21 protein-coding genes are annotated in these 25,173 nt (G+C 69.6%); 18 read left to right on the forward strand and 3 right to left on the reverse strand.

The window, feature by feature from the left end:
* Nucleotides 1-78: 78 nt before the first annotated feature.
* The 4 genes from recG to MUU77_RS03840 all read left to right on the forward strand — a co-directional run bounded on the left by recG (nucleotide 79) and on the right by MUU77_RS03840 (nucleotide 5,124).
* A complete protein-coding gene (gene recG / locus MUU77_RS03825) occupies nucleotides 79-2,184 on the forward strand; it encodes an ATP-dependent DNA helicase RecG (protein WP_245091767.1) in 2,106 nt (701 codons plus the stop codon).
* 136 nt (nucleotides 2,185-2,320) lie between these two features.
* Nucleotides 2,321-3,259, forward strand: coding sequence for a nucleoside hydrolase (locus tag MUU77_RS03830; protein ID WP_245091769.1), 939 nt, complete (start codon nucleotides 2,321-2,323; stop codon nucleotides 3,257-3,259).
* 74 nt (nucleotides 3,260-3,333) lie between these two features.
* Complete coding sequence (locus tag MUU77_RS03835; RefSeq protein WP_162108763.1) at nucleotides 3,334-3,576, forward strand: type B 50S ribosomal protein L31; 243 nt, start codon at nucleotides 3,334-3,336, stop codon at nucleotides 3,574-3,576.
* A 258-nt stretch (nucleotides 3,577-3,834) separates the two neighbouring features.
* Complete coding sequence (locus MUU77_RS03840) at nucleotides 3,835-5,124, forward strand: citrate synthase (RefSeq protein ID WP_245091780.1); 1,290 nt, start codon at nucleotides 3,835-3,837, stop codon at nucleotides 5,122-5,124.
* A gap of 60 nt (nucleotides 5,125-5,184) precedes the next feature.
* On the opposite strand, the gene MUU77_RS03845 is transcribed toward MUU77_RS03840, so the two are convergent.
* Entirely contained in the window at nucleotides 5,185-5,685 is a 501-nt protein-coding gene (locus tag MUU77_RS03845; RefSeq protein ID WP_245091783.1) for a cysteine hydrolase family protein, read from the reverse strand.
* Between the two features lie 105 nt (nucleotides 5,686-5,790).
* Between MUU77_RS03845 and MUU77_RS03850 the strand changes: the two genes are divergently transcribed.
* Complete coding sequence (locus tag MUU77_RS03850) at nucleotides 5,791-6,195, forward strand: Lrp/AsnC family transcriptional regulator (RefSeq protein WP_245091786.1); 405 nt, start codon at nucleotides 5,791-5,793, stop codon at nucleotides 6,193-6,195.
* 9 nt (nucleotides 6,196-6,204) lie between these two features.
* Here the strand turns inward: MUU77_RS03850 and MUU77_RS03855 are convergent, their stop codons facing one another.
* Both MUU77_RS03855 and MUU77_RS03860 read right to left on the reverse strand, forming a co-directional pair.
* Nucleotides 6,205-6,861 carry a hypothetical protein gene (locus MUU77_RS03855; RefSeq protein WP_245091788.1) on the reverse strand — a complete coding sequence of 219 codons (657 nt, stop codon included), beginning with the start codon at nucleotides 6,859-6,861 and terminating at the stop codon, nucleotides 6,205-6,207.
* A 99-nt stretch (nucleotides 6,862-6,960) separates the two neighbouring features.
* The gene (locus tag MUU77_RS03860; protein ID WP_245091790.1) at nucleotides 6,961-9,384 is read right to left on the reverse strand and encodes a penicillin-binding protein 1A; all 2,424 of its coding nucleotides are present in this window, start codon (nucleotides 9,382-9,384) and stop codon (nucleotides 6,961-6,963) included.
* Nucleotides 9,385-9,600: 216 nt separating this feature from the next.
* Here MUU77_RS03860 and MUU77_RS03865 point away from each other — a divergent pair, with 216 nt between their 5' ends.
* The 13 genes from MUU77_RS03865 to tkt all read left to right on the forward strand — a co-directional run bounded on the left by MUU77_RS03865 (nucleotide 9,601) and on the right by tkt (nucleotide 25,122).
* Entirely contained in the window at nucleotides 9,601-10,659 is a 1,059-nt protein-coding gene (locus MUU77_RS03865) for a pilus assembly protein PilM (protein ID WP_162108769.1), read from the forward strand.
* Nucleotides 10,659-11,429 carry a PilN domain-containing protein gene (locus MUU77_RS03870; protein ID WP_245091794.1) on the forward strand — a complete coding sequence of 257 codons (771 nt, stop codon included), beginning with the start codon at nucleotides 10,659-10,661 and terminating at the stop codon, nucleotides 11,427-11,429. The genes MUU77_RS03865 and MUU77_RS03870 overlap by 1 nt, the downstream gene beginning before the upstream one ends.
* Complete coding sequence (gene pilO / locus MUU77_RS03875; protein WP_245091797.1) at nucleotides 11,426-12,112, forward strand: type 4a pilus biogenesis protein PilO; 687 nt, start codon at nucleotides 11,426-11,428, stop codon at nucleotides 12,110-12,112. The genes MUU77_RS03870 and pilO overlap by 4 nt, the downstream gene beginning before the upstream one ends.
* Nucleotides 12,109-12,636 carry a pilus assembly protein PilP gene (locus MUU77_RS03880; protein ID WP_245091799.1) on the forward strand — a complete coding sequence of 176 codons (528 nt, stop codon included), beginning with the start codon at nucleotides 12,109-12,111 and terminating at the stop codon, nucleotides 12,634-12,636. Before pilO ends, MUU77_RS03880 begins: the two co-directional genes overlap by 4 nt.
* A gap of 14 nt (nucleotides 12,637-12,650) precedes the next feature.
* Nucleotides 12,651-14,573: a type IV pilus secretin PilQ family protein gene (locus tag MUU77_RS03885; RefSeq protein ID WP_245091801.1), complete on the forward strand. Its 1,923-nt coding sequence runs from the start codon at nucleotides 12,651-12,653 to the stop codon at nucleotides 14,571-14,573.
* Between the two features lie 153 nt (nucleotides 14,574-14,726).
* Complete coding sequence (locus tag MUU77_RS03890; RefSeq protein WP_245091803.1) at nucleotides 14,727-15,743, forward strand: MoxR family ATPase; 1,017 nt, start codon at nucleotides 14,727-14,729, stop codon at nucleotides 15,741-15,743.
* Between the two features lie 25 nt (nucleotides 15,744-15,768).
* Nucleotides 15,769-16,665: a DUF58 domain-containing protein gene (locus MUU77_RS03895; protein WP_245091805.1), complete on the forward strand. Its 897-nt coding sequence runs from the start codon at nucleotides 15,769-15,771 to the stop codon at nucleotides 16,663-16,665.
* A gap of 2 nt (nucleotides 16,666-16,667) precedes the next feature.
* Complete coding sequence (locus MUU77_RS03900) at nucleotides 16,668-17,120, forward strand: DUF4381 domain-containing protein (RefSeq protein WP_245091808.1); 453 nt, start codon at nucleotides 16,668-16,670, stop codon at nucleotides 17,118-17,120.
* On the forward strand, nucleotides 17,117-18,139 hold the full coding sequence (locus MUU77_RS03905; protein WP_245091810.1) for a VWA domain-containing protein: 1,023 nt from the start codon (nucleotides 17,117-17,119) through the stop codon (nucleotides 18,137-18,139). The genes MUU77_RS03900 and MUU77_RS03905 overlap by 4 nt, the downstream gene beginning before the upstream one ends.
* Complete coding sequence (locus MUU77_RS03910; RefSeq protein WP_245091813.1) at nucleotides 18,136-19,896, forward strand: VWA domain-containing protein; 1,761 nt, start codon at nucleotides 18,136-18,138, stop codon at nucleotides 19,894-19,896. Before MUU77_RS03905 ends, MUU77_RS03910 begins: the two co-directional genes overlap by 4 nt.
* Complete coding sequence (locus tag MUU77_RS03915; protein WP_245091815.1) at nucleotides 19,893-21,569, forward strand: BatD family protein; 1,677 nt, start codon at nucleotides 19,893-19,895, stop codon at nucleotides 21,567-21,569. The genes MUU77_RS03910 and MUU77_RS03915 overlap by 4 nt, the downstream gene beginning before the upstream one ends.
* A 141-nt stretch (nucleotides 21,570-21,710) precedes the next feature.
* A complete protein-coding gene (locus MUU77_RS03920; RefSeq protein ID WP_245091817.1) occupies nucleotides 21,711-23,024 on the forward strand; it encodes a dicarboxylate/amino acid:cation symporter in 1,314 nt (437 codons plus the stop codon).
* A gap of 100 nt (nucleotides 23,025-23,124) precedes the next feature.
* Nucleotides 23,125-25,122: a transketolase gene (tkt, locus tag MUU77_RS03925; protein ID WP_245091819.1), complete on the forward strand. Its 1,998-nt coding sequence runs from the start codon at nucleotides 23,125-23,127 to the stop codon at nucleotides 25,120-25,122.
* The last annotated feature ends 51 nt before the right edge of the window (nucleotides 25,123-25,173 follow it).

The raw sequence follows: 25,173 nt of genomic DNA on the forward strand, positions 1-25,173 counted from the left end.
GACGCGCTGGACGTGGGCACCCCGGCACCTTGCGGTGCCGGGGTTTTTGTTTGCCGCTTATCACGGCATCCTTGTGCGATGCCCGTGCGTCGCAATGTCCCCGTCGTCGATCTCTCCGCCGAACCCCTGAGCCGCCTGCCGGGCGTCGGGCCGCGGGTGGCCGAGAAACTGGCGGCGCGCGGCCTGGCGACGATGCAGGACCTGTGGCTGCACCTGCCGCTGCGCTACGAGGACCGCACGACGCTCACGCCGATCCGCCTGCTGCAGCCGGGCGTGGCCGCGCAGGTCGAGGGGCGGGTGGAAGCCGTCGAGCGCGGCTTCCGGTACCGCCCGGTGCTGCGGGTGGCGATAAGCGATGAGGGGCGCGGCACGCTGGTGCTGCGGTTCTTCCATTTCCGCGCGGCCCAGGTGGCGCAATTCGCGGTGGGCACCCGCCTGCGCTGCTACGGCACGCCCAAGCCCGGCCAGCATGGGCTGGAGATCATCCACCCGAGCTACCGGGTGCTGGGCGAGGCGGATGAGGTCGCCCTTGGCGATGCGCTGGACCCGATCTACCCGGCCGTCGAAGGATTGGGGCCGGCGACCCTGCGCAAACTCATCGGCCAGGCGCTGGAGCGCCTGCCCGAAGCGGGTGCGCTGGAGTTGCTGCCCCCGTCGTTGCTGGAAGGGCTGGGGTTGCCGTCGTTGCGCGATGCGTTGCTGACCATGCATCGCCCGCCGCGCGATGCGGACGTGGCCGCGCTGGCGCTGGGGACGCATCCGGCCCAGCGCCGCCTCGCCATCGAGGAACTGCTGGCGCACCACCTGAGCCTGCGTCGGCAACGGCTGGCCCTGCAGCGGCACCGGGCACCCGCGCTGAAGGGCCGGGGCGCGCTGGTGAAAGCGCTGATCAAGGCCTTGCCCTTCGTGCTGACCGGCGCGCAGAAGCGCGTCTTCGAACAGATCCGCGAGGACATCGCGCGCCCGTCGCCGATGCTGCGCCTGGTGCAGGGTGATGTGGGCAGCGGCAAGACCGTGGTCGCCGCGCTGGCCGGCATGCTGGCGGTGGAGGCGGGCAAGCAGGTCGCATTGGCCGCGCCCACCGAGCTGCTGGCCGAACAGCATCTGGCCAATCTCCGGACGTGGCTGGAGCCGCTGGGCGTTCGCGTCGCCTGGCTGGCGGGCAAGGTGACCGGCAAGGCACGCACGCAGGTGCTGGCCCAGGTGGCGTCGGGCGAGGCCCAGGTGGTGGTGGGCACGCATGCGCTGATGCAGGAGACGGTGGTCTTCCACGACCTGGGCCTGGCCATCGTCGACGAGCAGCACCGCTTCGGTGTGCACCAGCGGCTCGCGCTGCGCGACAAGGGCGCCGGCGCAGACCGCGTGCCGCACCAGCTGGTCATGACCGCCACCCCGATTCCACGCACGCTGGCGATGGCGGCCTATGCCGACCTGGACGTCTCGGCCATCGATGAACTGCCGCCGGGCCGCACGCCGGTGCAGACCGTGGCGCTGAGTGCGGAACGCCGGCCCGAGCTGGTGGAGCGCATCCGCGCCGCCTGCGCCGAAGGGCGGCAGGCCTACTGGGTGTGCACGCTGATCGACGACAGCGACGAGGTCGTCGCGCAAGCCGCGCAGACCACCTACGAGGCCTTGTCCGCCTCGCTGCCCGAGCTGCGCGTGGCCCTGGTCCACGGGCGCATGAAGGCTGCCGACAAGCAGGCCACGATGCGCCGTTTCAAGGACGGCCAGGCCGACCTGCTGGTGGCCACCACCGTCATCGAAGTAGGCGTCGACGTGCCCAACGCGTCGCTGATGATCATCGAGAACGCGGAGCGGCTGGGCCTGGCGCAGCTGCACCAGCTGCGCGGACGGGTGGGGCGCGGCGCCACCGCATCCAGCTGTGTGCTGATGTACCAGCCGCCGCTGTCGGCGATGGCCAAGCACCGCCTGGCGACGATGCGCCAGACCAACGACGGCTTCGTCATCGCCGAGAAGGACCTGGAACTGCGTGGCCCGGGCGAGTTGCTGGGGACACGGCAGACTGGTCTTGCCGCGTTCCGCGTGGCCGATCTCGCGCGCGACGCGGGCCTGCTGCCGCAGGTGCATGCGCTGGCCGAGCGGCTGCTGGCCGAGGATCCGCCGGTCGCCGATCGGGTGATCCGCCGCTGGGTGGGCGGCGCGGCACGCTACGCATCCGCGTGACTCCCGTGGAGCCGGGCTTGCTCGGCTCGGGGCGCCGGCAGCAGCGGAGCATGCGCCGCGCCACGGCGCTTGCCTGCGCTTCCCAGCCGCCGCCCACGGTGCGAGACTCGGCGGCCGGAAAGACGAAGAGAATAAGATGACCGACAGGATTCCCCTGCTGATCGACACCGACCCCGGCGTGGACGACGCCCTCGCGCTGTTGATGGCCTTCAACGATGCGCGCCACGAAATCGTCGGCCTGACTATCGCGGCCGGCAACGTGGGCCTGCAGTACACCGTGCGCAATGCGCTGAAGTTGTGCGAAGTGGCGGGACGCGCGGACATCCCCGTGTTCGCCGGCGCGCCGGCGCCGCTGCTGCATCCGTCGCCGGACGCCGGCTACGTGCACGGGCAGGACGGCTTCGGCGATGTCGGCTTCGAGCCGGCCGGGCGCCAGGCCGAAGACGAACACGCGGCGCTGGCCATCCTGCGCCTGTCCCATCGGCACGCCGGCCGGCTGGTGCTGGTGGCGCTGGGCCCGCTGACCAACATCGCGCTGGCCCTGAAGCTGGACCCCACGCTGCCGCAGCGGGTCGCGCGCTTCGTGGTGATGGGGGGCGCGGTCACCTGCCACGGCAACATCACGCCCGCGGCCGAGTTCAATTTCTACTTCGATCCCGAAGCGGCGCACATCGTCCTGCAGGCGTTCGAGCGCTACGACCTGGCCGACTGGGAAGCCACCCTCGCCCACGGCCTGCCGCACCGCGAGGTCGACGCATGGCTGGCCGCCGACAGCGAGCGGGCCCGCTTCTACGCCCGCATCTCCGAGAAGACCCGCCTGTGGTCGGCCGACCGCCGGGGCGACCACTGGTTCGCGGCCGACGCGCTGGCGATGGCCTTCGTGCTGGCCCCGGAGGGAGCGCTGGAGCTGGCCCAGCGGCCGCTGGCGGTGGAACTGCAGGGCGCGCACGCCCGTGGCGCCTCGGTGGTGGACTGGCGCCGCGAGGGCGGCCGGCCGGACCAGGCCAACATCCTGCTGCGCTACGACCAGGCCAGGTTCCAGGAGCTGATCCGGGCCGCGCTGGCCGCCGGCTGAGGGTCGGGTTGCGCCGGCAGGGGAGGGCGGGCTACAATGCCGCTCTTCCATTCCCGCTACACGGTGTGCCCGCCATGAAGGCCGACATCCATCCCGATTACCGCGAAGTCGTCTTCCACGACGTGACCTCCGATTTCAAGTTCCTGACCCGCTCCACGCTGGGCAGCAAGGAAACGACGAAGTGGGAAGACGGCAACGAGTACCCGCTGATCAAGGTCGAAATCTCCTCGGCCTCGCACCCGTTCTACACGGGCAAGCACAAGGTCATCGATACCAGCGGCCGCATCGACAAGTTCCAGAAGCGCTACGCGCGCTGATCGGACTCCGTCCGCTGTTCCCGGCCGGCCGCGCCTCGTGCGCGGCCGTTCGCGTTTGTGAGATGGCGCATCGCGCGCGTCGGCGGAACGGACGGTTGCGTCCGCGGCCTCATTCTTTGGTCTGACTTTGGTGCGGTGTCGAGCGACGGCTCCAGACCCGCTGTGCGATAATTCGGGTCATCCAAGGTTCACTCCCTGGACTCCCGTCACACGTCGCGCGGACTTCCGCCGGCGTTTCCCCACGAAGGAGCGCACACTGTGTCCGAACTTGACCAGGTCACGCTGAATGCGGGCGACAAGTCCGTCGTCCTGCCCGTCCTGAAACCCACGCTTGGCAACGACTGCGTCGACATTTCCAAGCTGACCAGGGAAACCGGTCTTTTCACCTACGACTCGGGTTTCACCGCCACCGCCAGCTGCAAGTCGGCCATCACCTACATCGATGGCGACAACGGCGTGCTGCTGTACCGCGGTTACCCCATCGAGCAGCTCGCGCAGCATTCCAGCTTCCTGGAGGTCTCGTACCTGCTGATGAACGGCGAGCTGCCGACCAAGGAAGAATTCGCCAGGTTCGAGCACGAGGTCACGCATCACACGATGATGCATGAGTCGCTGAAGAACTTCCTGCACGGCTTCCATTACGACGCGCACCCGATGGCGATGCTGTCCGGCACGGTCGCCTCGCTGTCGGCGTTCTACCACGACACGCTGGACCTGGAAGACCCCGAGCAGCGCCGTCTGGCGGCGATCCGCCTGCTGGCGAAAATGCCGACCCTGGCCGCCGCCGCCTATCGCTATTCGATCGGCTGGCCGATCCGCTATCCGCGCAACAACCTCGAATACGTCGACCGCTTCCTGCACATGATGTTCGAAGTGCCGAGCGAGCCGCTGGAACTCAATCCGGTGGTCGCCAAGGCGCTGGACCTGCTGTTCATCCTGCACGCCGACCACGAGCAGAACGCCTCGACCTCGACGGTGCGCCTGGTCGGTTCGACCGGTGCCAACCCGTACGCTTCGGTGGCCGCGGGCATCACTGCGCTGTGGGGTCCGGCTCATGGCGGCGCCAACGAAGCCGTGCTGAAGATGCTGGAAGAGATCGGTACGCCGGACAAGGTGGACAGCGCCGTGGCCAAGGCCAAGGACAAGGAATCCGGCTTCCGCCTGATGGGCTTCGGCCACCGCGTCTACAAGAACTTCGACCCGCGCGCCAAGATCATCCGCGAGATGACCCACAAGGTGCTGGGCGAACTGGGCGTGGACGATCCGCTGCTGGAAGTGGCGATGAAGCTGGAAGAGGCCGCGCTGAAGGACGAATACTTCATCCAGCGCAAGCTCTACCCGAACGTCGATTTCTACAGCGGCATCATCTACAAGGCGCTGAAGATCCCCACCGAGATGTTCACCGTCATGTTCGCCATCGGCCGCACCGCCGGCTGGGTGTCGCACTGGCTGGAGCAGCAGGTCGATCCTGAAGCGAAGATCGGCCGTCCGCGGCAGATCTACACCGGCTATGCGCCGCGCGACTACGTGCCCACCGACAAGCGCTGAGCCCGTCGGCGACACGATGAAAAAGGCCCCGGACGGGGCCTTTTTCTTTGCGGCCGCCGGTCAGGCGTCCGGCCGCACGACGACGCGGGTGGCCAGTGCATGCAGGGCGAAACCATGGATGGTCCCGTCCGTGGTGGTGGTGCAGTCCGACAGCACGCTGACCTGGTAGCGGTCCGCTGCCGGCGACAAGGCGGTGAAGACCACGCAGTTCTGCGTCATCATCCCTGCGATGCGCAGGTGGGTGACGCCCAGGTCCGCCAGCACGCTGGAAAGGGCGGTCTGATGGAAGCTGTCCGCGTGCTGCTTCACGACGACGGGCGCGCCGGGGGCGGCGGCCAGGATACGCGCATGGATGCTGGCGCCGGTCGTGCCGGGCCGGAACAGCGGGCTGTCCGCGGATGCGGCCAGATGCTGGACCAGGACCACGGGTTCGCCGCGCGCGCGGGCGCGTCCGATGGCGTCGACGATGGTGTCGAGCGTGGTTTCGGCGTTCCACAACGGGAGCGCGCCGCCGGGGAAATAGTCGTTCTGCACGTCGATGATCAGCAGGGCGGTGGTCATGGGTTACCTTGCAAGGAGTGGGTTGCGACATCCTAGTGACGGGCAAGGGCGGCGGTAATTGCAGTCCGCAAGCAGCCGCACCGTTTTCCTTGAGGATCGAAAGACATGTCCCTGGACAAGATGGATCGGGCCATCCTGGCGGCGCTGGCGCACGACGCGCGCATGACGTGGCAGGCCATCGGCCGGCGCGTGCACCTGACGGGACAGGCGGTCGCCACGCGGGTGCAGCAGATGCTGGAGCGCGGCACGATCCGTGGCTTCACGGTGGTGCGAGGCGACCTGCGCCGCTACTTCGTCACGGTGTTCATGGATACGCCGCAGTTCGACGCATTCGAAGCGTTCCTGCAGGCGCATGCGGAGGTGGAGAGCGCCAGCAAGATCGCCGGCGAGGGCTGCTACCAGGTGACGCTGGCCTGCGCGAGCGAGTCGGACCTGGATGTCTTCACCCAGGCGCTGCTGCGCTATGGGCGCTACAAGGTCGCCAGCGAGATGCGGCGCGTGAAGCCCTGAAGATTGGTTTCAGCGGCGCGCCGCGTCCAGCTCGTAGCCGGCGATGTCCTCTTCGGCGAGCAGCTGGCGCAACTGCGTGGCGGACGCGCGCCTCATCGGTTTCTCGTCCACGCTGGAAAGCGGCGCCTGGCGCAACGCGTCGTGCGGCAGCACGGTCAGGTCGAAGCTGAGCTCCTCGGCGCTGAACACCCACACGGGCAGGTCGGCCACGCGTTCCCTGTCGAGGCGCAGCCGGCGCTCGCGCGGCTCGGCGGGGATGCGGTGTTCCTCCAGGAACCGGGTGACCGCATCCGGGTCGTCGCTGTGCAGGTGCACGTGCACGGGCGTGTTGGCATCGGCGGTGCCTTCGAGTACCGGACCGACCAGTCGGGGCGAGAAAGCGGACAGGAACTCCATCGCACGCAAGGCGGCCTCGCGCCGCCGTCGCAGGCCGGTCACATGCGCCTGTCCGACGAACAGGCGCTGGTACTCGCGCAGCGCGTCCTCGATCTCGCGGTTGCGCGGGAGCGAGGCGTCGTCGTGGATGCCCAATCGGCTGGCGGCTTTCAGCTTGGCCTGGTGGTAGTCGCGGATGCCGCCCTCGACCATCAGCCGGGCGGCTTCGTGCGCCAGCCGCTGGCGGCGTTCGCGGGTGCGGGTTTCGGCGTGCTGACGGGCGTGGTGCATGGCAGGCCTCCGCGTCGAAACAGACCCGAATGTACACCATGCTCCCGCGTTGTCGATGACGGCGCGCACGCGCCGTCAGGGAGCCTTCACGCCGTGGCGTCAGAAGATGTCGAACGCCTCTTCATCCGGCACCGCATCTTCCGGGCCGTACAGGTCGTAGTCCTGGATGCGGTCCATGTCCTCGACCTTCACCCATTCGGTGACGCCGTTGAGCGTGGCCTGCACCATGCCCTCCGGAGGATCGTTCAGCGCCACCGGCTTGTCCTTCAGGGCCACCCGCATGTAGTCGATCCAGATCGGCAGGGCCGCCTTGCCGCCGTACTCGCGGTAGCCCAGCGACTGGAAGTTGTCGCGCCCCACCCATACCACGGTGGCGTACTGCGCGCCAAAGCCGCCGAACCACGCATCGCGATGGTCGTTGGTCGAGCCGGTCTTGCCGCCCACGTCCTCGCGCCCCAGCACCTTGGCCGCGGTGCCCGTGCCGCGCTGTACCACGTCGCGCATCATCGATACCAGCTGGTAGGCCGTGCGCTCGTCGATCGCGCGCGGCGCGATGACCGCGTTCGGATCGGCGGGCTTTTCCTCGGTGCGTGGCTTGGCCTCGGCCGGCCTGGCGGCGGCCGTGCTCGCGGCCGGGCCGAAGTTGAAGCCGTCCACCACCTGGCTGGCCGTTGCGCCCGCGCCCTGCGCACCCTGGCCGCAGCCGCGGCAGGCCACGGCCGGGTTCTCCTTGAACACCACGTTGCCTTCGCGGTCCTTCACTTCATCGATGAACCAGGGCGTCACCCGCGAGCCGCCGTTGGCGAACACCGCGTAGCCGCGCGCCACCGACAGCGGCGTCAGCGATGCGGTGCCCAGCGACATCGACAGGTTGGGCGGAAGTTCGGCCTCGTCGAAGCCGAACTGGCTGATGTAGGTGCGCGCGAACGGCACGCCGATGCCATCCAGCAGTCGCACCGACACCAGGTTGCGCGACTGCACCAGGGCTTCGCGCAGCCGCATCGGGCCGCGGAAACCGCCGCCGTCGTTCTGCGGCCGCCACATGTGGCCGCGGCGGTCGCGGAACACGACCGGGGCGTCCAGCACGATCGAGGCGGGGTTGAAGCCCTTCTCGAACGAGGCCGCGTACAGGAAGGGCTTGAAGCTGGATCCGGGCTGGCGGCGCGCCTGGGTGGCGCGGTTGAACTTGTTGCCGGCGAAGCTGTAGCCGCCCACCAGCGCGCGCACCGCGCCGTTGTTCGCGTCCAGCGAGACCAGGGCGGCCTGCGCGCGCGGAATCTGGTCGACCACGTAGCTGCCGGGCTCCTTGCCTGCCTTGATGCGGGCCAGGTCGCCGCGCTTGAACAGCTTGGCCGGCGTGCGGCCGGTCCACTTGCTGGCGGCGGCGGGCAGGGTGGTTTCGCGGCCGTCGGGCATGACCACCGTGGCGCCGCCATCGTCGTGGGTACGTGCCACCACCGTGGGAATCAGCCCGTTCTGCGCGGGAATGCCGCGCAGGTGGCCGGCCAGGGTGGCGGCGTCGGCGTCGGCGGCGACGTCGAAATGCCGCTCGATGCCGTTCCAGCCGTGACGGTGGTCGTACAGGCCCAGGCCGTCGCGCACCGCGTCGTTGGCGGCCGCCTGCAGGGTGGCGTCCAGGGTGGTGGTGACGTGGTAGCCCTTGGTCAGCGCCTCCGGTCCGAACCGCGCGATCATCTCCTGGCGCACCATCTCGGCCACGTACGGGGCGTACACCTCCACCGGCCGCTCATGCGGCTTGGCATGCATGGGCTCGGCCTTGGCCTGCGCGGCTTCGGCGGCGGTGACGTAGCCGTCCTCGCGCATCCGCTCCACGACATAGGCGCTGCGCTGCTGGTTGCGGCCGGGGTTGCTGATCGGGTTGCCGCTGGAGGGAAACTTCAACGCGCTCACCAGCGTGGCGGTCTCGGCCAGGGTCAGCTGGTCCAGGGTCTTGCCGTAGTAGTACTCGGCCGCGGCGGCCACGCCATAGGAGCGGTTGCCGAAGAAGCTCTTGTTGAGGTAAAGCTCCAGGATCTCGTCCTTGGTCAGCATCTTCTCGATGCGGACGGCCAGCATCATCTCCACCAGCTTGCGGGTGTAGCTGTACTCCGAGCTCAGGAACCACTGCCGGGCCACCTGCTGGGTGATGGTGCTGCCGCCGGCTACCCGGCCCTCCTTGCGGCTGACGATCTGCCACACGGCCCGGGCGATGCCGGTGGGGTCGATGCCTCGGTGCTCGTAGAACTTGCTGTCCTCGGCGGCGATGAAGGCCTGCTTGACCCGGGCCGGAACCCGGTCGATCTGCACCGGGTAGCGCCGGATCTCGCCGTACAGCCCGATCAGCCGGCCGTCGCTGGCATAGATGTAGAGGGGTTCCTGCAGCTCCACGTTCCGCAGGGCCTGGACGTCCGGGACCTTGGACGAGACCGTGTAGTACAGGACCCCCAGGCCGACCGCGCCGGCCAGGGCAAGTATCAGGAACGTGATGAGGGTCCAACGGAGAAGACGACGGAAACGGGACATCCAGTGCTTTCCGATTGCAGAATTCGTAACGGCAGAGTATAGATGACCGCCGGGATCGCCACGGGCGATTCCAAGGGGAACAGGGACTTGGGGAACAACCCTCGTGAAACGTGACAAGCCGCACAGCCACGTCAACGTCGGTTGCCAAGCGTAAAAACTTGGTTATTAATGTGGGCGCGCATCGTGCGCCCTGTGCCCGTCGGAAGGGGAAAGACCGTGGGGCTAATCCCAAAAAGCCAGTCGCCGCTGATCGGCGTCGACATCAGTTCGACTGCGGTAAAGCTGCTGCAGCTCTCGCGCGTGGGCAACCGTTTCAGGGTTGAGCACTACGCCGTCGAGCCGCTGCCGCCCAACGCCGTGGTCGAGAAGAACATCGTCGAGGTCGAGGCGGTCGGCGAAGCCATCCGCCGCGCGGTGAACCGTGCCGGCACCAAGGCCAAGTACGCGGCGGCGGCCGTCGCCGGGTCCGCGGTGATCACCAAGATCATCCCCATGCCGGCCGACCTGGACGAGAACGACCTGGAAGCGCAGGTCGAACTGGAAGCCGTCAACTACATTCCGTACCCCATCGAGGAAGTGAACATCGACTTCGAGGTGCTGGGCCCCATGCCCAACAACCCGGAGATGGTGCAGGTGCTGCTGGCGGCGTCGCGTTCGGAGAACGTCGAACTGCGCCAGTCGGCCCTCGAACTGGGCGGCCTGACCGCGCGCGTCATGGACGTGGAAGCCTTTGCGGTGGAAAACGCCTTCGCCCTGATGGCCAGCGACCTGCCGGTGCCGCAGGACGGCGTGGTCGCGCTGGTCGACATCGGCGCGACGATGACCACGCTGAACGTCCTGCGCCGCGGCCGCAGCCTCTACAGCCGCGAACAGGTGTTCGGCGGCAAGCAGCTGACCGACGAGGTGATGCGCCGGTACGGGCTGACCTACGAGGAAGCGGGCCTGGCCAAGCGCCAGGGCGGCCTGCCCGAAAGCTACGAAGTCGAAGTGCTCGAGCCCTTCAAGGAAGCCACCGTCCAGCAGATCAGCCGCCTGCTGCAGTTCTTCTACGCCGGCAGCGAGTTCAACCGCGTCGACCAGATCGTCCTGGCGGGTGGTTGCGCGGCGTTGCCCGGCCTGCCGGAGATGGTGGAGGAGCAACTGGGCGTGCCCACCGTCGTCGCCAACCCGCTCGCGCAGATGACCCTGGGCCCGCGCGTGCAGGCGCATGCGCTGGCGCAGGACGCTCCCGCGCTGATGATCGCCACCGGCCTGGCTTTGAGGAGCTTCGACTGATGGCAAGAATCAACCTACTCCCGTGGCGCGCCGAGCGTCGCGTCCAGCGGCAGCGCGAGTTCTACGTGATGCTGGCCGCCGCCGCCGTGGCCGGCCTGTTGCTGTCGTTCCTGCTGTGGTTCCACTACGACCGCCAGGTGGCCGGCCAGACCCAGCGCAACGAGTTCCTGAAGGCCGAGATCGCCAAGGTCCAGGCGCAGAACAAGGAAATCGAGCGCCTCGACGAGCAGAAGCGACGCCTGCTGGCGCGCAAGGACGTGATCGAGAAGCTGCAGGCCAACCGTTCGCAGATGGTGCACCTGTTCGATTCGCTGGTGCGCACCATCCCCGACGGGGTGATGCTGGGCAACATCAAGCAGGACGGCGAAGTCCTGACCCTCGAGGGCCGGGCCCAGTCCAACGCGCGCGTCAGCAGCTACATGCGCAACCTGGAGACCTCCGGCTGGATGACCAAGCCCGAGCTGTCGATCATCGAATCCAAGCCGGAAGAGGTGAAGACCCTCACCAACACCGGCGCCAGCCGCGCGCTGCCCTACGTGTTCAAGCTGACGGTCCGCCTGGCGAACCCGACCGCCGAGCAGGAAGCGGAAACGGCCGCCGCCGGCAACGCTCCCGCCGGCGCCGCGCCCGCGGCCCCGCTGGAGGGGCAGCCGGCGGCGCCGGCCACCCCGCCGCCCGCAACGCCGTCGACGCCGGCACCGGCCCCGGCGACACCGCCGCCAGCCGCGCCGGCCGGTAACACTCCCCCGGCCACCGGGAGCGCCTCATGAGCCAGAAAAAGACATCGCTCAAGAACCTGGACATCAACAACATCGGCGCGTGGCCGCAGAACGCGAAGATCGGCTTCTCGGTGATCCTCGCGCTGTTCATCCTCGCCTTCGCCTACTTCCTCTTCATCAAGGGGAAGACCGAGACGCTGGAATCGCTGGAAGGGGAAGAGGTGCGCCTGCGCCAGGATTTCGAGAAGGAACAGGCCAAGGCCGCCAACCTCGAACCGCTCAAGCAGCAGCTGGCGCAGATGGAGCAGGTGCTGCAGCAGATGCTGCGCCAGCTGCCCAGCAAGACCGAGATGCCGGACCTGATCATCGACATCTCGCAGACCGCGCTTTCCAGCGGGCTGGCCAACGAGCTGTTCCAGCCCGAGCCGGAAACGCTGAAGGAGTTCTACGCCGAAAAGCCGATCCAGCTGCGCATGGTGGGCAACTACCACCAGTTCGGCGCCTTCGTCAGCGGCGTGGCCTCGCTGCCGCGCGTGGTGATTCTGACCATGCACGACATCTCGCTGAAGCCGAAGGAAGGCAAGGGCGGCGTGAGCCGCGGCGCGCTGGAACTGTCGGGCACGGTGAAGACCTATCGTTACCTGGATGAAAAGGAAGTCGCCGACCAGGAAGCCGCCGCCGCGGCCGCCAACGGTCAGGCGGCGCCGGCACCCGCCGCAGGGGGAGCACCATGATCCGCAGTGACGCGCGTTGGCTGGTCCTGTGCGCGCTGGTGATGGTGGGCGGCTGCGCCCGCGGCATCACCAGCACGCCGGGCGACGCCCCGAATCTGGAAAGCTGGGTCGCGGACGTGAGGGCACGCCCCGCGCCGCCGCTGGATCCGCTGCCGGTGATGCAGCAGTTCGAAACCTTCGAGTACGCCGCGCAGACGCTGCGCGACCCGTTCAGCGACGCCTGGAACAATGCCGAGGGCGGCGGCCTGCGCCCCGATCCGGACCGGCGCAAGGAGACGCTCGAACAGTACCCGCTGGACAGCCTGGACATGGTCGGCACGATCGGCAAGGGCGCGGGGCTGGTGGCGCTGGTGATGGGGCCCGACAAGGTCACCTACCGGGTACGTCCGGGGAACTACCTGGGGCAGAGCGATGGCCGGGTCACCTCGGTCCGCGAAGATGGCTTGGAACTTGTCGAACTAGTGCCGGATGGCGCGGGTGGCTGGCTGGAACGGCCGGCGTCGATCGCGCTTGAAGATCAATGATTGGGGGATACACGATGACCGCTTCGAACGCCTACCGCCTGCGGCCGTCCCGGCGCCTGGCCACCCTCCGGGTCTGCTCTCTGGGATGGGCCATCGGCCTGCTGGCCGCTGCCAGCGCCGCCGGCGCCACGCCCCCGGGCCAGCAGGCATCCGCCACTCCGGTCGCCGCCACGGCGGCCCAGGCAGTGTCGGTGTCCAACATCGACTTCCGGCGCGGTGAGGACGGCGCCGGCCGGCTGATCGTCAGGTTCGACGGCCAGGGCGCCACGCCCGACCTCCGCAACCAGGGCGACACCGTGGTCGTGGACGTGGGCAACGCCGCGTTGCCGGCATCCCTGCAGCGGCCGCTGAACGTGGTGGATTTCGCCACCCCGGTCCAGCGCGTCGAAGCGCAGTCCCGGGCCGGCGGCACGCAGCTGGTGCTCAGCACGCGCGGCGACTTCGAATCCCTGGCCTACCAGTCGGGCAACGAATATGTCGTGGAGATCGTGCCCCGGGCCGGCCAGAAGGCCGTGGGCGGCGCGAGCGCCACGGCAGGCACCAGCTCGTCGGCCGTGGTGGCCGCCGCGCAGAAGATCGCCAGCGAAGCCCGCCGCTACAGCGGCCGACCGGTCACGTTCAACTTCCAGGACGTGCCGGTGCGCACCGTGCTGCAGCTGATCGCCGAGGAGTCCAACCTCAACATCGTCGCCTCCGACACCGTGCAGGGCAACGTCACCCTGCGCCTGGTCAACGTGCCGTGGGACCAGGCGCTGGACATCGTGCTGCGCGCCAAGGGCCTGGACAAGCGGCGCGACGGTGCCGTGGTATGGGTCGCGCCGCAGCCCGAACTGGCCAAGTTCGAGCAGGACAAGGAAGACGCGCGCATCGCCATCGAGAACCGCGAGGACCTCATCACCGACTACGTGCAGATCAACTACCACTCCGCCAGCGCGATCTTCAAGGCGCTGACCGAGGCCAAGGGCGTCGGCAACAGCGGCGGTGGCGGCGGCACGGGCAGCAACCAGAACGAGAACGGCTTCCTGTCGCAGCGTGGACGCCTGGTGGCCGACGAGCGCACCAACACGCTGATGATCAGCGATATCCCCAAGAAGATCGCGCAGATGCGCGAGCTGATCGCAGTGATCGACCGCCCGGTCGATCAGGTGATCATCGAAGGTCGCATCGTCATTGCCACGGACACGTTTGCCCGCGACCTTGGCGCGCGTTTCGGCATCTCGGGCACGCGCGTCGGTGACCGTGGCCAGTACCTCAACGGCAATATCGAAGGCGTCGTCGACCAGGTGAACGGCGATGAACGGGTCCTGCCCGACCACATGAACGTCAACCTGCCCGCCAGCGGCTTCATCACCAACCCGGCCGCGAGCATCGCGTATACGCTCCTGGGGCGTAACTTCAACCTCGACCTCGAGCTGTCGGCCCTGCAGGAAGAAGGTCGTGGCGAGGTGATCTCCAACCCGCGCCTGGTGACCACCAACCAGCGTGAAGCCGTGATCAAGCAGGGTCGTGAAGTGGGTTACCTGACCGTCACCGGTTCCGCCAGCGGTGGCAATGCCGCGGTGCCGACCGTGCAGTTCAAGGAAGCCCTGCTCGAGTTGAAAGTGCTGCCCACCATCACCGACGACAACCGTGTCTTCCTGAACCTCAACGTCAAGAAGGACGAAGTGACCCAGTTCGTCGACCTTGGACAGTTCGGTTCCGTCCCCGAACTCGCCCGCCGCGAGATCAACACCGCCGTGCTGATCGAAGACGGCCAGACCGTGGTGATCGGTGGCGTGTACGAGTTCAGCGACCGCGCCAGCGTGGCCAAGGTGCCGTTCCTGGGCGACATCCCCTTCCTGGGCAACCTGTTCAAGAAGAAGGGTCGCAGCAAGGAAAAGGCCGAGCTGCTGATCTTCGTCACCCCGAAGGTGCTGCGCGTGGCCGAACGCCGCTGAGGCCGCTGTCTTCTTGTCGGAAAAAGGGCCCCCACGGGCCCTTTTTCTTTGCACGACTCCAGGCTGAATCCGGCATGCACGCGCGCCCGAGGCGTGAACCTTCCACCCCGGGGTAGGTCAGAATCCACCTTCCCGTCGATTCCGGCTGCATCCATGGATTCCATCCCCACCGGCAACCCTGCGCAATCCGGCCTGTCGCAGGCCCGCCTGCATGAGGCGTTCACGCGTCTGCGCGAGGATCTGTCGCAGACCATCGTGGGCCAGGCCGCGCTGGTCGAACGCCTGCTGATCGCTCTGCTGGCGGACGGCCACCTGCTGGTGGAGGGCGCGCCCGGCCTGGCCAAGACCACCGCCATCCGTGCACTGGCCTCGCGGCTGCAGGCCGATTTCGCGCGCGTCCAGTTCACGCCGGACCTGTTGCCGGCCGACCTCACCGGCACCGAGGTCTGGCGGCCCCAGGAAGGACGGTTCGAATTCCAGGCCGGGCCGATCTTCCACCCCCTGCTGCTGGCCGACGAGATCAATCGCGCGCCGGCCAAGGTGCAGTCGGCGCTGCTCGAGGCGATGGGCGAGCGCCAGGTGACGGTGGGCCGGCACACCTATCCGCTTCCGGCGCTGTTCCTGGTGATGGCCACGCAGAATCCCATCGAGCAGGAGGGCACGTTCCCGTTGCCGGAAGCCCAGCTGGACCGCTTCCTCATGCACGTGAAGATCGGCTACCCGGAGGCGGCCGCGGAAGCCGACATCCTGCGGCTGGCGCGCGATCGTGCGCGCGAGCAGATGCAGCCCCCGTCCATGGCGGTCGAACGCATGCCGCTGGAGGACGTGTTCCGGGCGCGCGCACAGGTGCTGGACCTGCACCTGGCGCCGGCGCTGGAGCGTTACCTGATCGAGCTGGTGCTCGCCTCGCGCGATGCGACGCGTTACGACGCCACGTTGGCCCGGCGGATCGCCTGGGGCGCCAGCCCGCGCGGATCGATCGCGCTGGAGCGCTGCGCGCGCGCCCGCGCGTGGCTGGCGGGCCGCGACTACGTCACCCCGGACGATATCCGCGCCATCGCGCCGGATGTGCTCCGCCACCGCGTACTGCCCAGCTACGAGGCCACGGCGGAAGGCTGGGACGGCGACCGCCTGGTGAAGGCGTTGCTGGACGTGGTGCCCCTGCCCTGAGCGGGCGTCCCGTGTCCCGACTTCCATGAGCGACGGCATCGTCCCCACCCTGCAGGAACTGATCGCGTTGCGTGCGAGCGCGCAGCGACGGCCTCCCGCGCGACGAGGCCGGCATTCCGTGGCCGGCCCTTCCGCGTCATCGCTGCGCGGGCGCGGCATGGAGTATGCCGAGTCGCGCGAATACGTGGCCGGCGACGATGTGCGCCACATCGACTGGCGCCTGACCGCCCGCAGCGGACGCACGCATACCAAGCTCTTCCAGGCCGAACGCGAGCGGCTGACGCTGATCGTCGCCGACACGTCGCCGCTGCTGTACTTCGGCACCCGCGTGCGCTTCAAGTCGGTGCAGGCCGCGCGCGCCGGCGCGGTGGCCGCATGGCAGGCGGTACGCGACGGCGACCGTCTGGCGATCCTGCGCGGCAGCGCCTCGGAAGCGCCGGTCCCGCCGGCATCGGGGCCCCGCGGCGCGCTGCGCGTGCTGGATGCGCTGGTGCGGTGGTATGCGCGACCGCCCGCGGACGATCTGGGACTGGCGTTCGCCCTCGATCATGCCGCGCGCCTGCTGCGCCCCGGTTCACGCCTGCTGGTGCTGGCCGAGCCGCACAGCGTGGCCGGCATCCCGGACACCCGCTGGACCGCGCTGGCGGCCCACCATGACGTGGTCGTGCTGCTGCTGACCGATCCGCTGGAAACCGATCCGCCTTCGCGGCAGCTCCCCTTCGCGGCAGGCGATCGGCGCATCGAACTCGACCTCGCCAGCCCGGCACAACGCGATGCGTGGCAGGGCGAATTCCAGGCGCCTCTGGCGCGCGCCCTGGACCGCCTGCCATCGCGCGGCGTACAGGTGCGCACGCTGTCCACCGGTGCCGCCAGCGACGCCTGGCTGGTCGCGCTGGGCCGGGCGCAATCGCAGGTGGCCTGAGCATGGCGCCGGACACGCTGGTGTTGCGCGACGTGCAGGTACCGCCGGCGCCCTCGTGGTGGCCGCCGGCGCCGGGATGGTGGCTGCTTGCGGGCCTCATCGCGCTGGTGGTGCTGGGCGTGGTGGTCTGGCGCTGGCATCGCCATCGCCGCCTGCAACGCTGGCAGCGCTGGTTCGATGCCGTGCCGCAGGGGCGGGCGCCTGCAGAGCAGGTGGCTGCCGCGTCGGAGCTGTTGCGGCGTGCCGCGCGCCGCGCTTCGCCCGGGGCCGACCGGCTGGAAGGCGAGGCCTGGCTGCAGTTCCTCGACGGCGAGCAGGGGCGCGCCTTCAGCGAAGGGCCGGGGCGGCTGCTGCTGGATGGCGGCTATCGCCGCACCGTCGAGCGGTCCGAACTGGAGGCTGCGCTCGCGGTGGCGCGCGTGCGTTTCCTCGACCTGATGGCGGCGAAGCGATGAGCCTGTCGCTGCCAGCATTGCAGTGGCTGCAGGACGGCTACGCAGGCTTCGCCTGGCCGTGGGCGTGGCTGGCGTTCCCGTTGCCGTGGCTGGTGCGATGGGCCTTGCCCCCGCGCCGCGCGCAGGCCGACGCGCTGAGGGTGCCCTACGGCAATGCCGTGCGGGCGATCGCCACGCAAGGTGGACGCGGCCTGCCGGGGCGTGGCGCCGTCCTGGCCTGGCTGGTGTGGTTCCTGCTGTGCGCCGCCGTGGCCCGGCCGCAGCAGTTCGGCGAAGCCGTCACGCCGCCGGCGAGCGGGCGCGACCTGATGCTGGCCGTCGACCTGTCCGGCAGCATGACCGAGCCCGACATGGAACTGGGCGGCGCGGTGGTGGACCGGCTGACGGCGGCGAAGGCCGTGCTGGCCGACTTCCTCGATCGCCGCGAAGGCGACCGCGTGGGCCTGCTGGTGTTCGGCCAGCGCGCCTACGCGATGACACCGCTGACGCGCGACCTGCAGACGGTGCGCGAGCAGCTGCGCGATGCGGTGGCCGGGCTGGCCGGACGCGAGACCGCGATCGGCGACGCCATCGCCCTGGCGGTGCGCCGGCTGCGCACCCAGCAGGAAGGCCAGCGTGTGCTGATCCTGCTCACCGATGGGGTGAACTCCGCGGGCGTGCTGACGCCGCGGAAGGCGGCCGAACTGGCCAAGGAGGAGCGCGTGCGCATCCATACCATCGCCTTCGGCAGCGACGGTGCGATGAGCCTGTTCGGTATTCCCCTGCCGATGCCGGCCAGTTCGCCGGAGGACATCGACGAGGCGACCCTGCGCGATGTCGCTGCACAGACCGGGGGGCGCTTCTACCGCGCGCGCGATACCAACGAACTGGCCGGCATCTATGCCGAACTCGACCGCCTGGAACCGGTGGAGCAGCCCGGCAAGGCCGTGCGTCCGAGGGTGGAGCGGTATGCCTGGCCCCTGGCCGGCGCATGGGCGGTCGCACTGCTGGCTTTCCTGCTGCCACGGAGGCGCGCATGAGCGCCTTCTGGCCGGCGCTCCATTTCCTGCGGCCGGAATGGCTGTGGGCGCTGCTGGCGCTGCCCTTGCTGGGTGCGTGGTGGCGCGTGCGCCACCGCCGCGACAACGCCTGGCGGGACCATGTGGACGGGCACCTGCTGCCGCACCTGCTGGTGCGTGGCGGCGCGCGGGCCCGTACCGGTCTGGTCGCGGCCACGCTGGCGTACGTGCTGGCCGTGCTTGCATTGGCGGGCCCCAGCTGGCGACAGGCCGACCAGCCGCTGTGGCAGGCCCAGCGGCCGCTGGTGGTCGTGCTGGACCTGTCCAGCCGGATCACGACGCCGGACCTTCCGCCATCGCGCCTGCTGCAGGTGCGGGCGAAGCTGGCGCGTCTGCTCGAGGCGCGCGCGGGCAGTCCGGTGGCGCTGGTGGTGTATGCAGACGATGCATTCACGGTCGCGCCACTGACCGACGACGCGGCCAACATCCAGCTCTATCTCGACGAGTTGTCGCCGGAGATCATGCCCGTGGATGGCCAGCGGGCTGGTCGCGGCATCGCCTGGGCGGCGCGCCTGCTGTCGCAGGCGGATTTCCGCAACGGGGACATCCTGGTGTTCACCGATCGCGCGGACAGCGACGCCTCCAGGGCGGCCTCGGGTGCGCGCGCGAAAGGATACGCCGTGTCCGTGCTCGGGCTGGGCACCTCGACCGGCGCGGCCTATCGCGGCAGCGACGGCACGATAGGCCATGCGGCGCTGGATGCGTCATCGCTGCGCGCGTTGGCCACGGCCGGCGGTGGACGTTACCAACCGGCCAAGACCGACCATGGCGATCTCGCCGCGCTCGGCGTCGCAGCGCCCGCGCTGGAGACGGTGGGCGCATCGGCGACGCCCGGCGGCGGCAAGGCGTGGCGCGACGAAGGCTACTGGTTGCTGGTCCCCCTGATGGCGCTCGCGTTGCTGTGGTTCCGCCGCGGCGCGGCGCTGGTGCTGGCGGCAGCGCTGTGGCTGCCGATGTCCGCGCCCGCGCGCGCCGCCGGCGTGGACTGGTGGCAGCGCAGCGACCAGGCCACGCATGCGCGCCTCGAAGAGGGCGCCGATGCGTATCGCAAGGGCGACTATCCGGCCGCCGAAAAGGCGTTCGCCGGCATCGACACCGCCGTGGGCCAGTACAACCTGGGCAATGCGCTGGCCAAGCAGCAGCGCTACGACGATGCCGTGGCCGCCTACGATCGCGCGCTGCGCCTGCAGCCGGGCATGGCGGACGCCATCGCCAATCGCGCCACCGTCGATGCCGCGCGCAAGCGTCCGCCTTCAGCCGATGACGGGCAGGGCAAGCCCGGACAGCAGGGCGGCAACGGCCAGGCGTCGTCGGGCGCAAAGGGTGATGCCGCCGACGCAGACAAGGCCGGAAAGCAACAGAAGCCGTCGCCGCACGACGCATCGACGTCGCCCTCGGGCAAGCCTGGCCAGGCGCAGGCGGGCAAGGGCACGCCGCCGCAACCTGCGCCGCCCAAGCCGTCGCCCGATCCCGCAGCGCAGGCCGCCGCCGATGCCGCGCAACGCGAACGCATGCGTGCCGCCATGGGCGGACAGGACGGGCAGCGCACCGGCAAGACGCCACAGGATGCGCCGGCCGTGCAGGGCGAAACCGCGGAACAGCGCGAGCGCCGGCAGGCCGTCGACGCCTGGCTCAAACGCGTGCCGGACGAACCCGGCGCGCTGCTCAAGGTGAAGTTCCGGCTCGAACACGAACGCCGGCAGAAGGAAGGGCAATGAAGTACCGCATCTGCATCCTGTTGGCCGTGCTGCTGACCTGGCCCGTGTCGCTGCTCGCCGCGACGCGGGCCTGGCTGGAGCAGCCGCAGGTCACGCTCGGCCAGGCGGTCACGCTCAACGTGGAAACCGATGCGGTGTCCGCCACCCCGGACCTCACGCCGCTGCTGCGCGATTTCGAAGTGGAAGGCCAGTCCGACAGCCGCAGCGTGCGGCTGGTGAACGGGCGCATGAGCGCCAGCACCACGTTCTCTCTGACCCTGCGTCCGCGGCGCGCGGGCACCCTGGCGATCCCCGCGCTGCAGGTGGGCAGCGAGCGCACCGCCCCGCTGACCCTGGAAGTGGGCGCCACGGCGACCGCTCGTGCGGCCGCCAACGGCCTGGTGTTCGTCGAAACCGAGGTGGACGACCCGAACCCCTATGTGCAGCAGTCGGTCGGCGTCACCGTGCGGCTGTACTACGCGACCCCCCTGGTGTCGGGGCAGCTCGATCTGGATCCGCCCGATGGCGCGCTGTTGCAGCGCGTGGGCGAAATCGTGCAGTCCAGCCGCGAGATCGACGGACGGCGCTACAGCACGGCCGAGCGCCGCTTCCTGCTGGTGCCCGAGCGCAGCGGTGCGCTGACCCTGCCGGGCGCGCGCTTCCAAGGGCGCGGCGCCGGTGGCTGGATGGACGATCTACTGGGCGGCAACAGCCGCGTGGTCGACATCACCGGTGCGCCGCGCACGCTGCAGGTGCGTGCGCAGCCGGCGGGCGCGCCGCAGCCCTGGTTGCCGGTGCGCGATCTGCGGATGCGCTACACCGCCGTGCCGCAGCAGTTGCGTACCGGCGAAGCGGGTACGCTCACCGTCGAGACCACGGTCGTCGGCGCGACCCAGGCGCAGTTGCCGGAACTTCCGGCCCCCTCGATTCCCGGCGCGCAGGTCTTCGCCGAACCGCCGCAGTTCGACGAGCGCTTCGCCGGCGGTACGCCGCAGGTGACCCTGACGCGCCGCTATTCGGTCGTGCCCTCGCAGGCGGGCACGCTGGTGGTCCCGGGTACGGCCATGGCGTGGTGGGACGTGCGCGCCGGCGCGGCGCGGCGCGCGACCTTGCCCGACCTGACCTTGCCGGTGGTGGTCGGGACCGGGGCGCCGTCGTCCATGCCCTTCGCGGGCGCAGCGGGCGCCGCGGCCACCCCGTCCGGGGGCGCCGGCGACGACATCCTGCTGGGGGGCGAACGGCGCGTCCCGCCCCACCTGTGGCCGTGGCTGGCCGCGGGCTTCGCCTTGCTGTGGTTGACCACGTTGCTGTGGGGACTGACACGGCGTGCAGGGGCCTCGCCGGCTCCTCGCACTCGCGTGCGAGCCAGCGCCGGCGCACCGGCCATCGCGCCCGCCACCCACACTGCGGCCGACCTCAAGCGCGCGCTGGATGCGGGCGGGCTGGACGACATCGAGGACGTGCTGCGTGGCATGGCGCGCCCGGCCGCCGCCGATCTCGACGATCTGCACCGCCGGCTCGCTTCGTCTTCGCAGCGCACGGCGGTGGAGCTGCTGCGCCGCGCGCGCTGGGCCGGCGGCGATGCCGCACAGGCGCGGGCGGCGTTGCGCGAAGCCTTCCGTGGCGGGCCGCGATGGCAGGCAGCGGAGCCGGGCGAAGTGGAAGAGCCCCTGCCTCCGTTGTACCCGCGATGAGGGAAACCGGGCGGACGTTCGTCATTCCCTTGGCCATGGCGGCGATGCCATCGCAGCCAGTCCGGCCAGGCCCGTCGCGTATCGACGGGGCGTCCTGGCCGGTTTGCTAAGCTCCGGACTTTGCCCTTGCAGGACCCGCCGATGACCGACGCCACGCCCGCCACCCGCGCCAGACTCCCGCTGCACTGGAAGATGGCCATCGGCTTCGGCGTCGGCCTGATCGTCGGCCTCATCGTGCATGCCACCGGCCAGGGCGACGCGGGCTGGGTGCAGGACGTCACCAAGTACGTCACCACGCCCTTCAGCAAGATCTTCCTCAACCTGATCTTCATGCTGATCGTGCCGCTGCTGTTCTCCGCGCTGGTCTGCGGCATCGCCGAGATGGGCGACATCCGCGCACTCGGCCGCATCGGCTGGAAGACGCTGGCCTACACCGTGCTGCTGTCGGCGGTGGCGGTGCTGCTGGGCCTGCTGCTGGTCAACCTGCTGAAGCCGGGCGTGGGCGTGGATCCCGCACTGGCGCAGCAGCTCATCGCCGAGAACGCCGAGCGCACCAAGGAAATCGTCGCCAGCGTCGGCAGCCAGCCGACCGGCATGGACATGCTGCTGTCCATCGTGCCGGACAACGTGATCGGCGCAGCCTCCAGCAACGCCGCCATCCTGTCGCTGATGTTCTTCGCGGTGATGTTCGGCATCGGCCTGGTGCTGACCCCGTCGGAGAATACCGGCATCCTGAAGCGCGGCATCGAGGGCGTGTTCGAGATCTCGATGACGCTGATCGGCCTGGTGATCCGCCTGGCGCCTTACGCCGTGGCCTGCTTCATGTTCAACCTGGCGGCGATCTTCGGCTTCGACCTGCTGGTGCGGCTGGGCGCCTACGTCGGCGTGGTGGTGCTGGCGCTGGGCCTGCACCTGCTGGTCAGCTACTCGGTGGCGCTGAAGCTGGCCGGCTACTCGCCGCTGCGCTTCTTCCGCGGCGCGCAGGAGGCGATGGTGATGGCGTTCTCCACCGCGTCCAGCAACGCCACCCTGCCCACCGCCCTGCGCGTGGCCGACGAAAAGCTGGGCCTGCCGCGCACCGTGTCGCGCTTCGTGCTGACCGTGGGCGCCACCGCCAACCAGAACGGCACCGCGCTGTTCGAGGGCGTGACGGTGATCTTCCTGGCCCAGTTCTTCGGCGTGGACCTGTCGCTGGGGCAGCAGTTCATGGTGATGCTGGTGTGCATCCTCGGCGGCATCGGCACGGCCGGCGTGCCGTCCGGTTCGCTGCCGGTGGTGGCGCTGATCTGCGCGATGGTCGGGGTGAACCCCATCGGCATCGGCCTGATCCTGGGCGTGAACCACTTCCTGGACATGTGCCGGACCACGCTGAACGTCACCGGCGACCTGACCCTGGCCACGCTGGTCGCCAAGGGCGAACGTGGCGACGTGAAGTTGCCGGGCCAGACCGGCTAACACCCCGGAAAGCGCCCCGCAACCGCGACAGCGCGGGCGGGGGGTGGGACAATGGGCCGCCCGCAGCCCGCCGGGCGCCGCCCCCTCCGCTCCGACTCCCATGACGACGCCCACCCGCCGCCAGCTCGCCAACGCCATCCGTTTCCTCGCCGCCGACGCGGTCCAGGCCGCCAATTCCGGCCACCCCGGCATGCCCATGGGCATGGCCGACATCGCCGAAGTGCTGTGGAACGACTACTACCGCCACAGTCCGTCGAACCCGCACTGGTTCAACCGCGACCGCTTCGTCCTGTCCAACGGCCACGGCTCGATGCTGCATTACGCGCTGCTGCACCTGGCCGGCTACGACCTGCCGCTGCAGGAACTGAAGAACTTCCGCCAGCTGCACAGCAAGACCGCCGGCCATCCGGAACGCCACGAGACCCCGGGCGTGGAAACCACCACCGGCCCGCTCGGCCAGGGCTTCGCCAACGCGGTCGGCTTCGCGTTGGCCGAGAAGCTGCTGGCGCAGCGCTTCAACCGCGAAGGCCACGACCTCATCGACCACCGTACCTTCGTGTTCATGGGCGACGGCTGCCTGATGGAAGGCGTGTCGCACGAGGCCGCCTCGCTCGCCGGCACCTGGGGCCTGGGCAAGCTGGTGTGCTTCTGGGACGACAACAAGATCTCCATCGACGGCAACACCGACGGCTGGTTCACCGACGACACGCCGGCCCGCTTCGAGGCCTATGGCTGGCAGGTGGTGCGCAACGTCAACGGTCACGACCCGGTCGAGATCAGGACCGCCATCGACACCGCGCTGAAGACCGCCGATAAGCCCACGCTGATCTGCTGCCGCACCACCATCGGCTTCGGTTCGCCGAACAAGGCCGGCAAGGAATCCAGCCACGGCGCACCGCTGGGCAAGGACGAGCTGGAGGCCACCCGCGCCGCGCTGGCATGGCCGTACGGTCCGTTCGAAGTGCCCGCCGACATCTACGCCGGCTGGAACAAGGCCGAGGCCGGCAAGGCGCTGGAAGCCGAGTGGAACGCGCGGCTCGACGCCTACGCCGCCCAGTACCCGGAGCAGGCCGCGGAGCTGAAGCGCCGCGCATCCGGCGAACTGCCCGCCGACTTCGCCGCGCAGGCCGATGCCTACATCGCCAAGGTGCAGGCCGAAGGCCCGGTGATCGCCTCGCGCAAGGCCTCGCAGAACGCCATCGAAGCCTTCGCGCCGCTGCTGCCGGAACTGGTGGGCGGCTCGGCCGACCTGGCGCACTCCAACCTGACGCTGTGGAAGGCCAGCAAGTCGGTCTCCACCACCGATCCGAACGCCAACTACGTGTACTACGGCGTGCGCGAGTTCGGCATGACCGCCATCGCCAACGGCCTGGCGCTGCATGGCGGCTTCGTGCCGTTCGACGCCACCTTCCTGGTGTTCAGCGACTACGCGCGCAACGGCGTGCGCATGAGCGCGCTTATCCCGGCCCACGCCATCCACGTGTACACCCACGACTCCATCGGCCTGGGTGAGGACGGCCCCACGCACCAGCCGGTCGAGCACCTGGCCTCGCTGCGCTACATCCCGAACAACGATGTGTGGCGCCCCTGCGACGCAGTGGAGTCGGCGGTCGCATGGAAGCAGGCGATCATCCGCCAGGACGGCCCGAGCTGCCTGGTGTTCTCGCGCCAGAACCTGCCGCACCAGCCGCGCACCACCGCGCAGGTGGGCGACATCGCGCGCGGCGGCTACGTGCTGGCCGATGCCGACGGCACGCCGGACGTCATCCTGATCGCGACCGGTTCGGAAGTGGGACTGGCCACGCAGGCCAAGGCCGCGCTGGACGCGCAGGGGCTGAAGACGCGCGTGGTGTCGATGCCGTCGACCGACGTGTTCGACCGCCAGGACGCGGCCTACCGCGAATCCGTGCTGCCGAACGCCGTGCGCAGGCGCGTGGCGGTGGAAGCGGCCACCCGCGACTTCTGGCGCAAGTACGTGGGCCTGGACGGCGCGGTGATCGGCATGTCCACGTTCGGCGCCTCCGCCCCGGCCGATGCGCTGTACCAGCACTTCGGCATTACCGTCGAGGCGGTGGTCGAGGCGGCGAAGTCGCTCTGAAGTGAACCTTGCCTGGACAGCAAAGGGCGCGCCTCGGCGCGCCCTTTGTTT

The organism is Pseudoxanthomonas sp. F37 (assembly GCF_022965755.1).
GTDB lineage: Bacteria > Pseudomonadota > Gammaproteobacteria > Xanthomonadales > Xanthomonadaceae > Pseudoxanthomonas_A.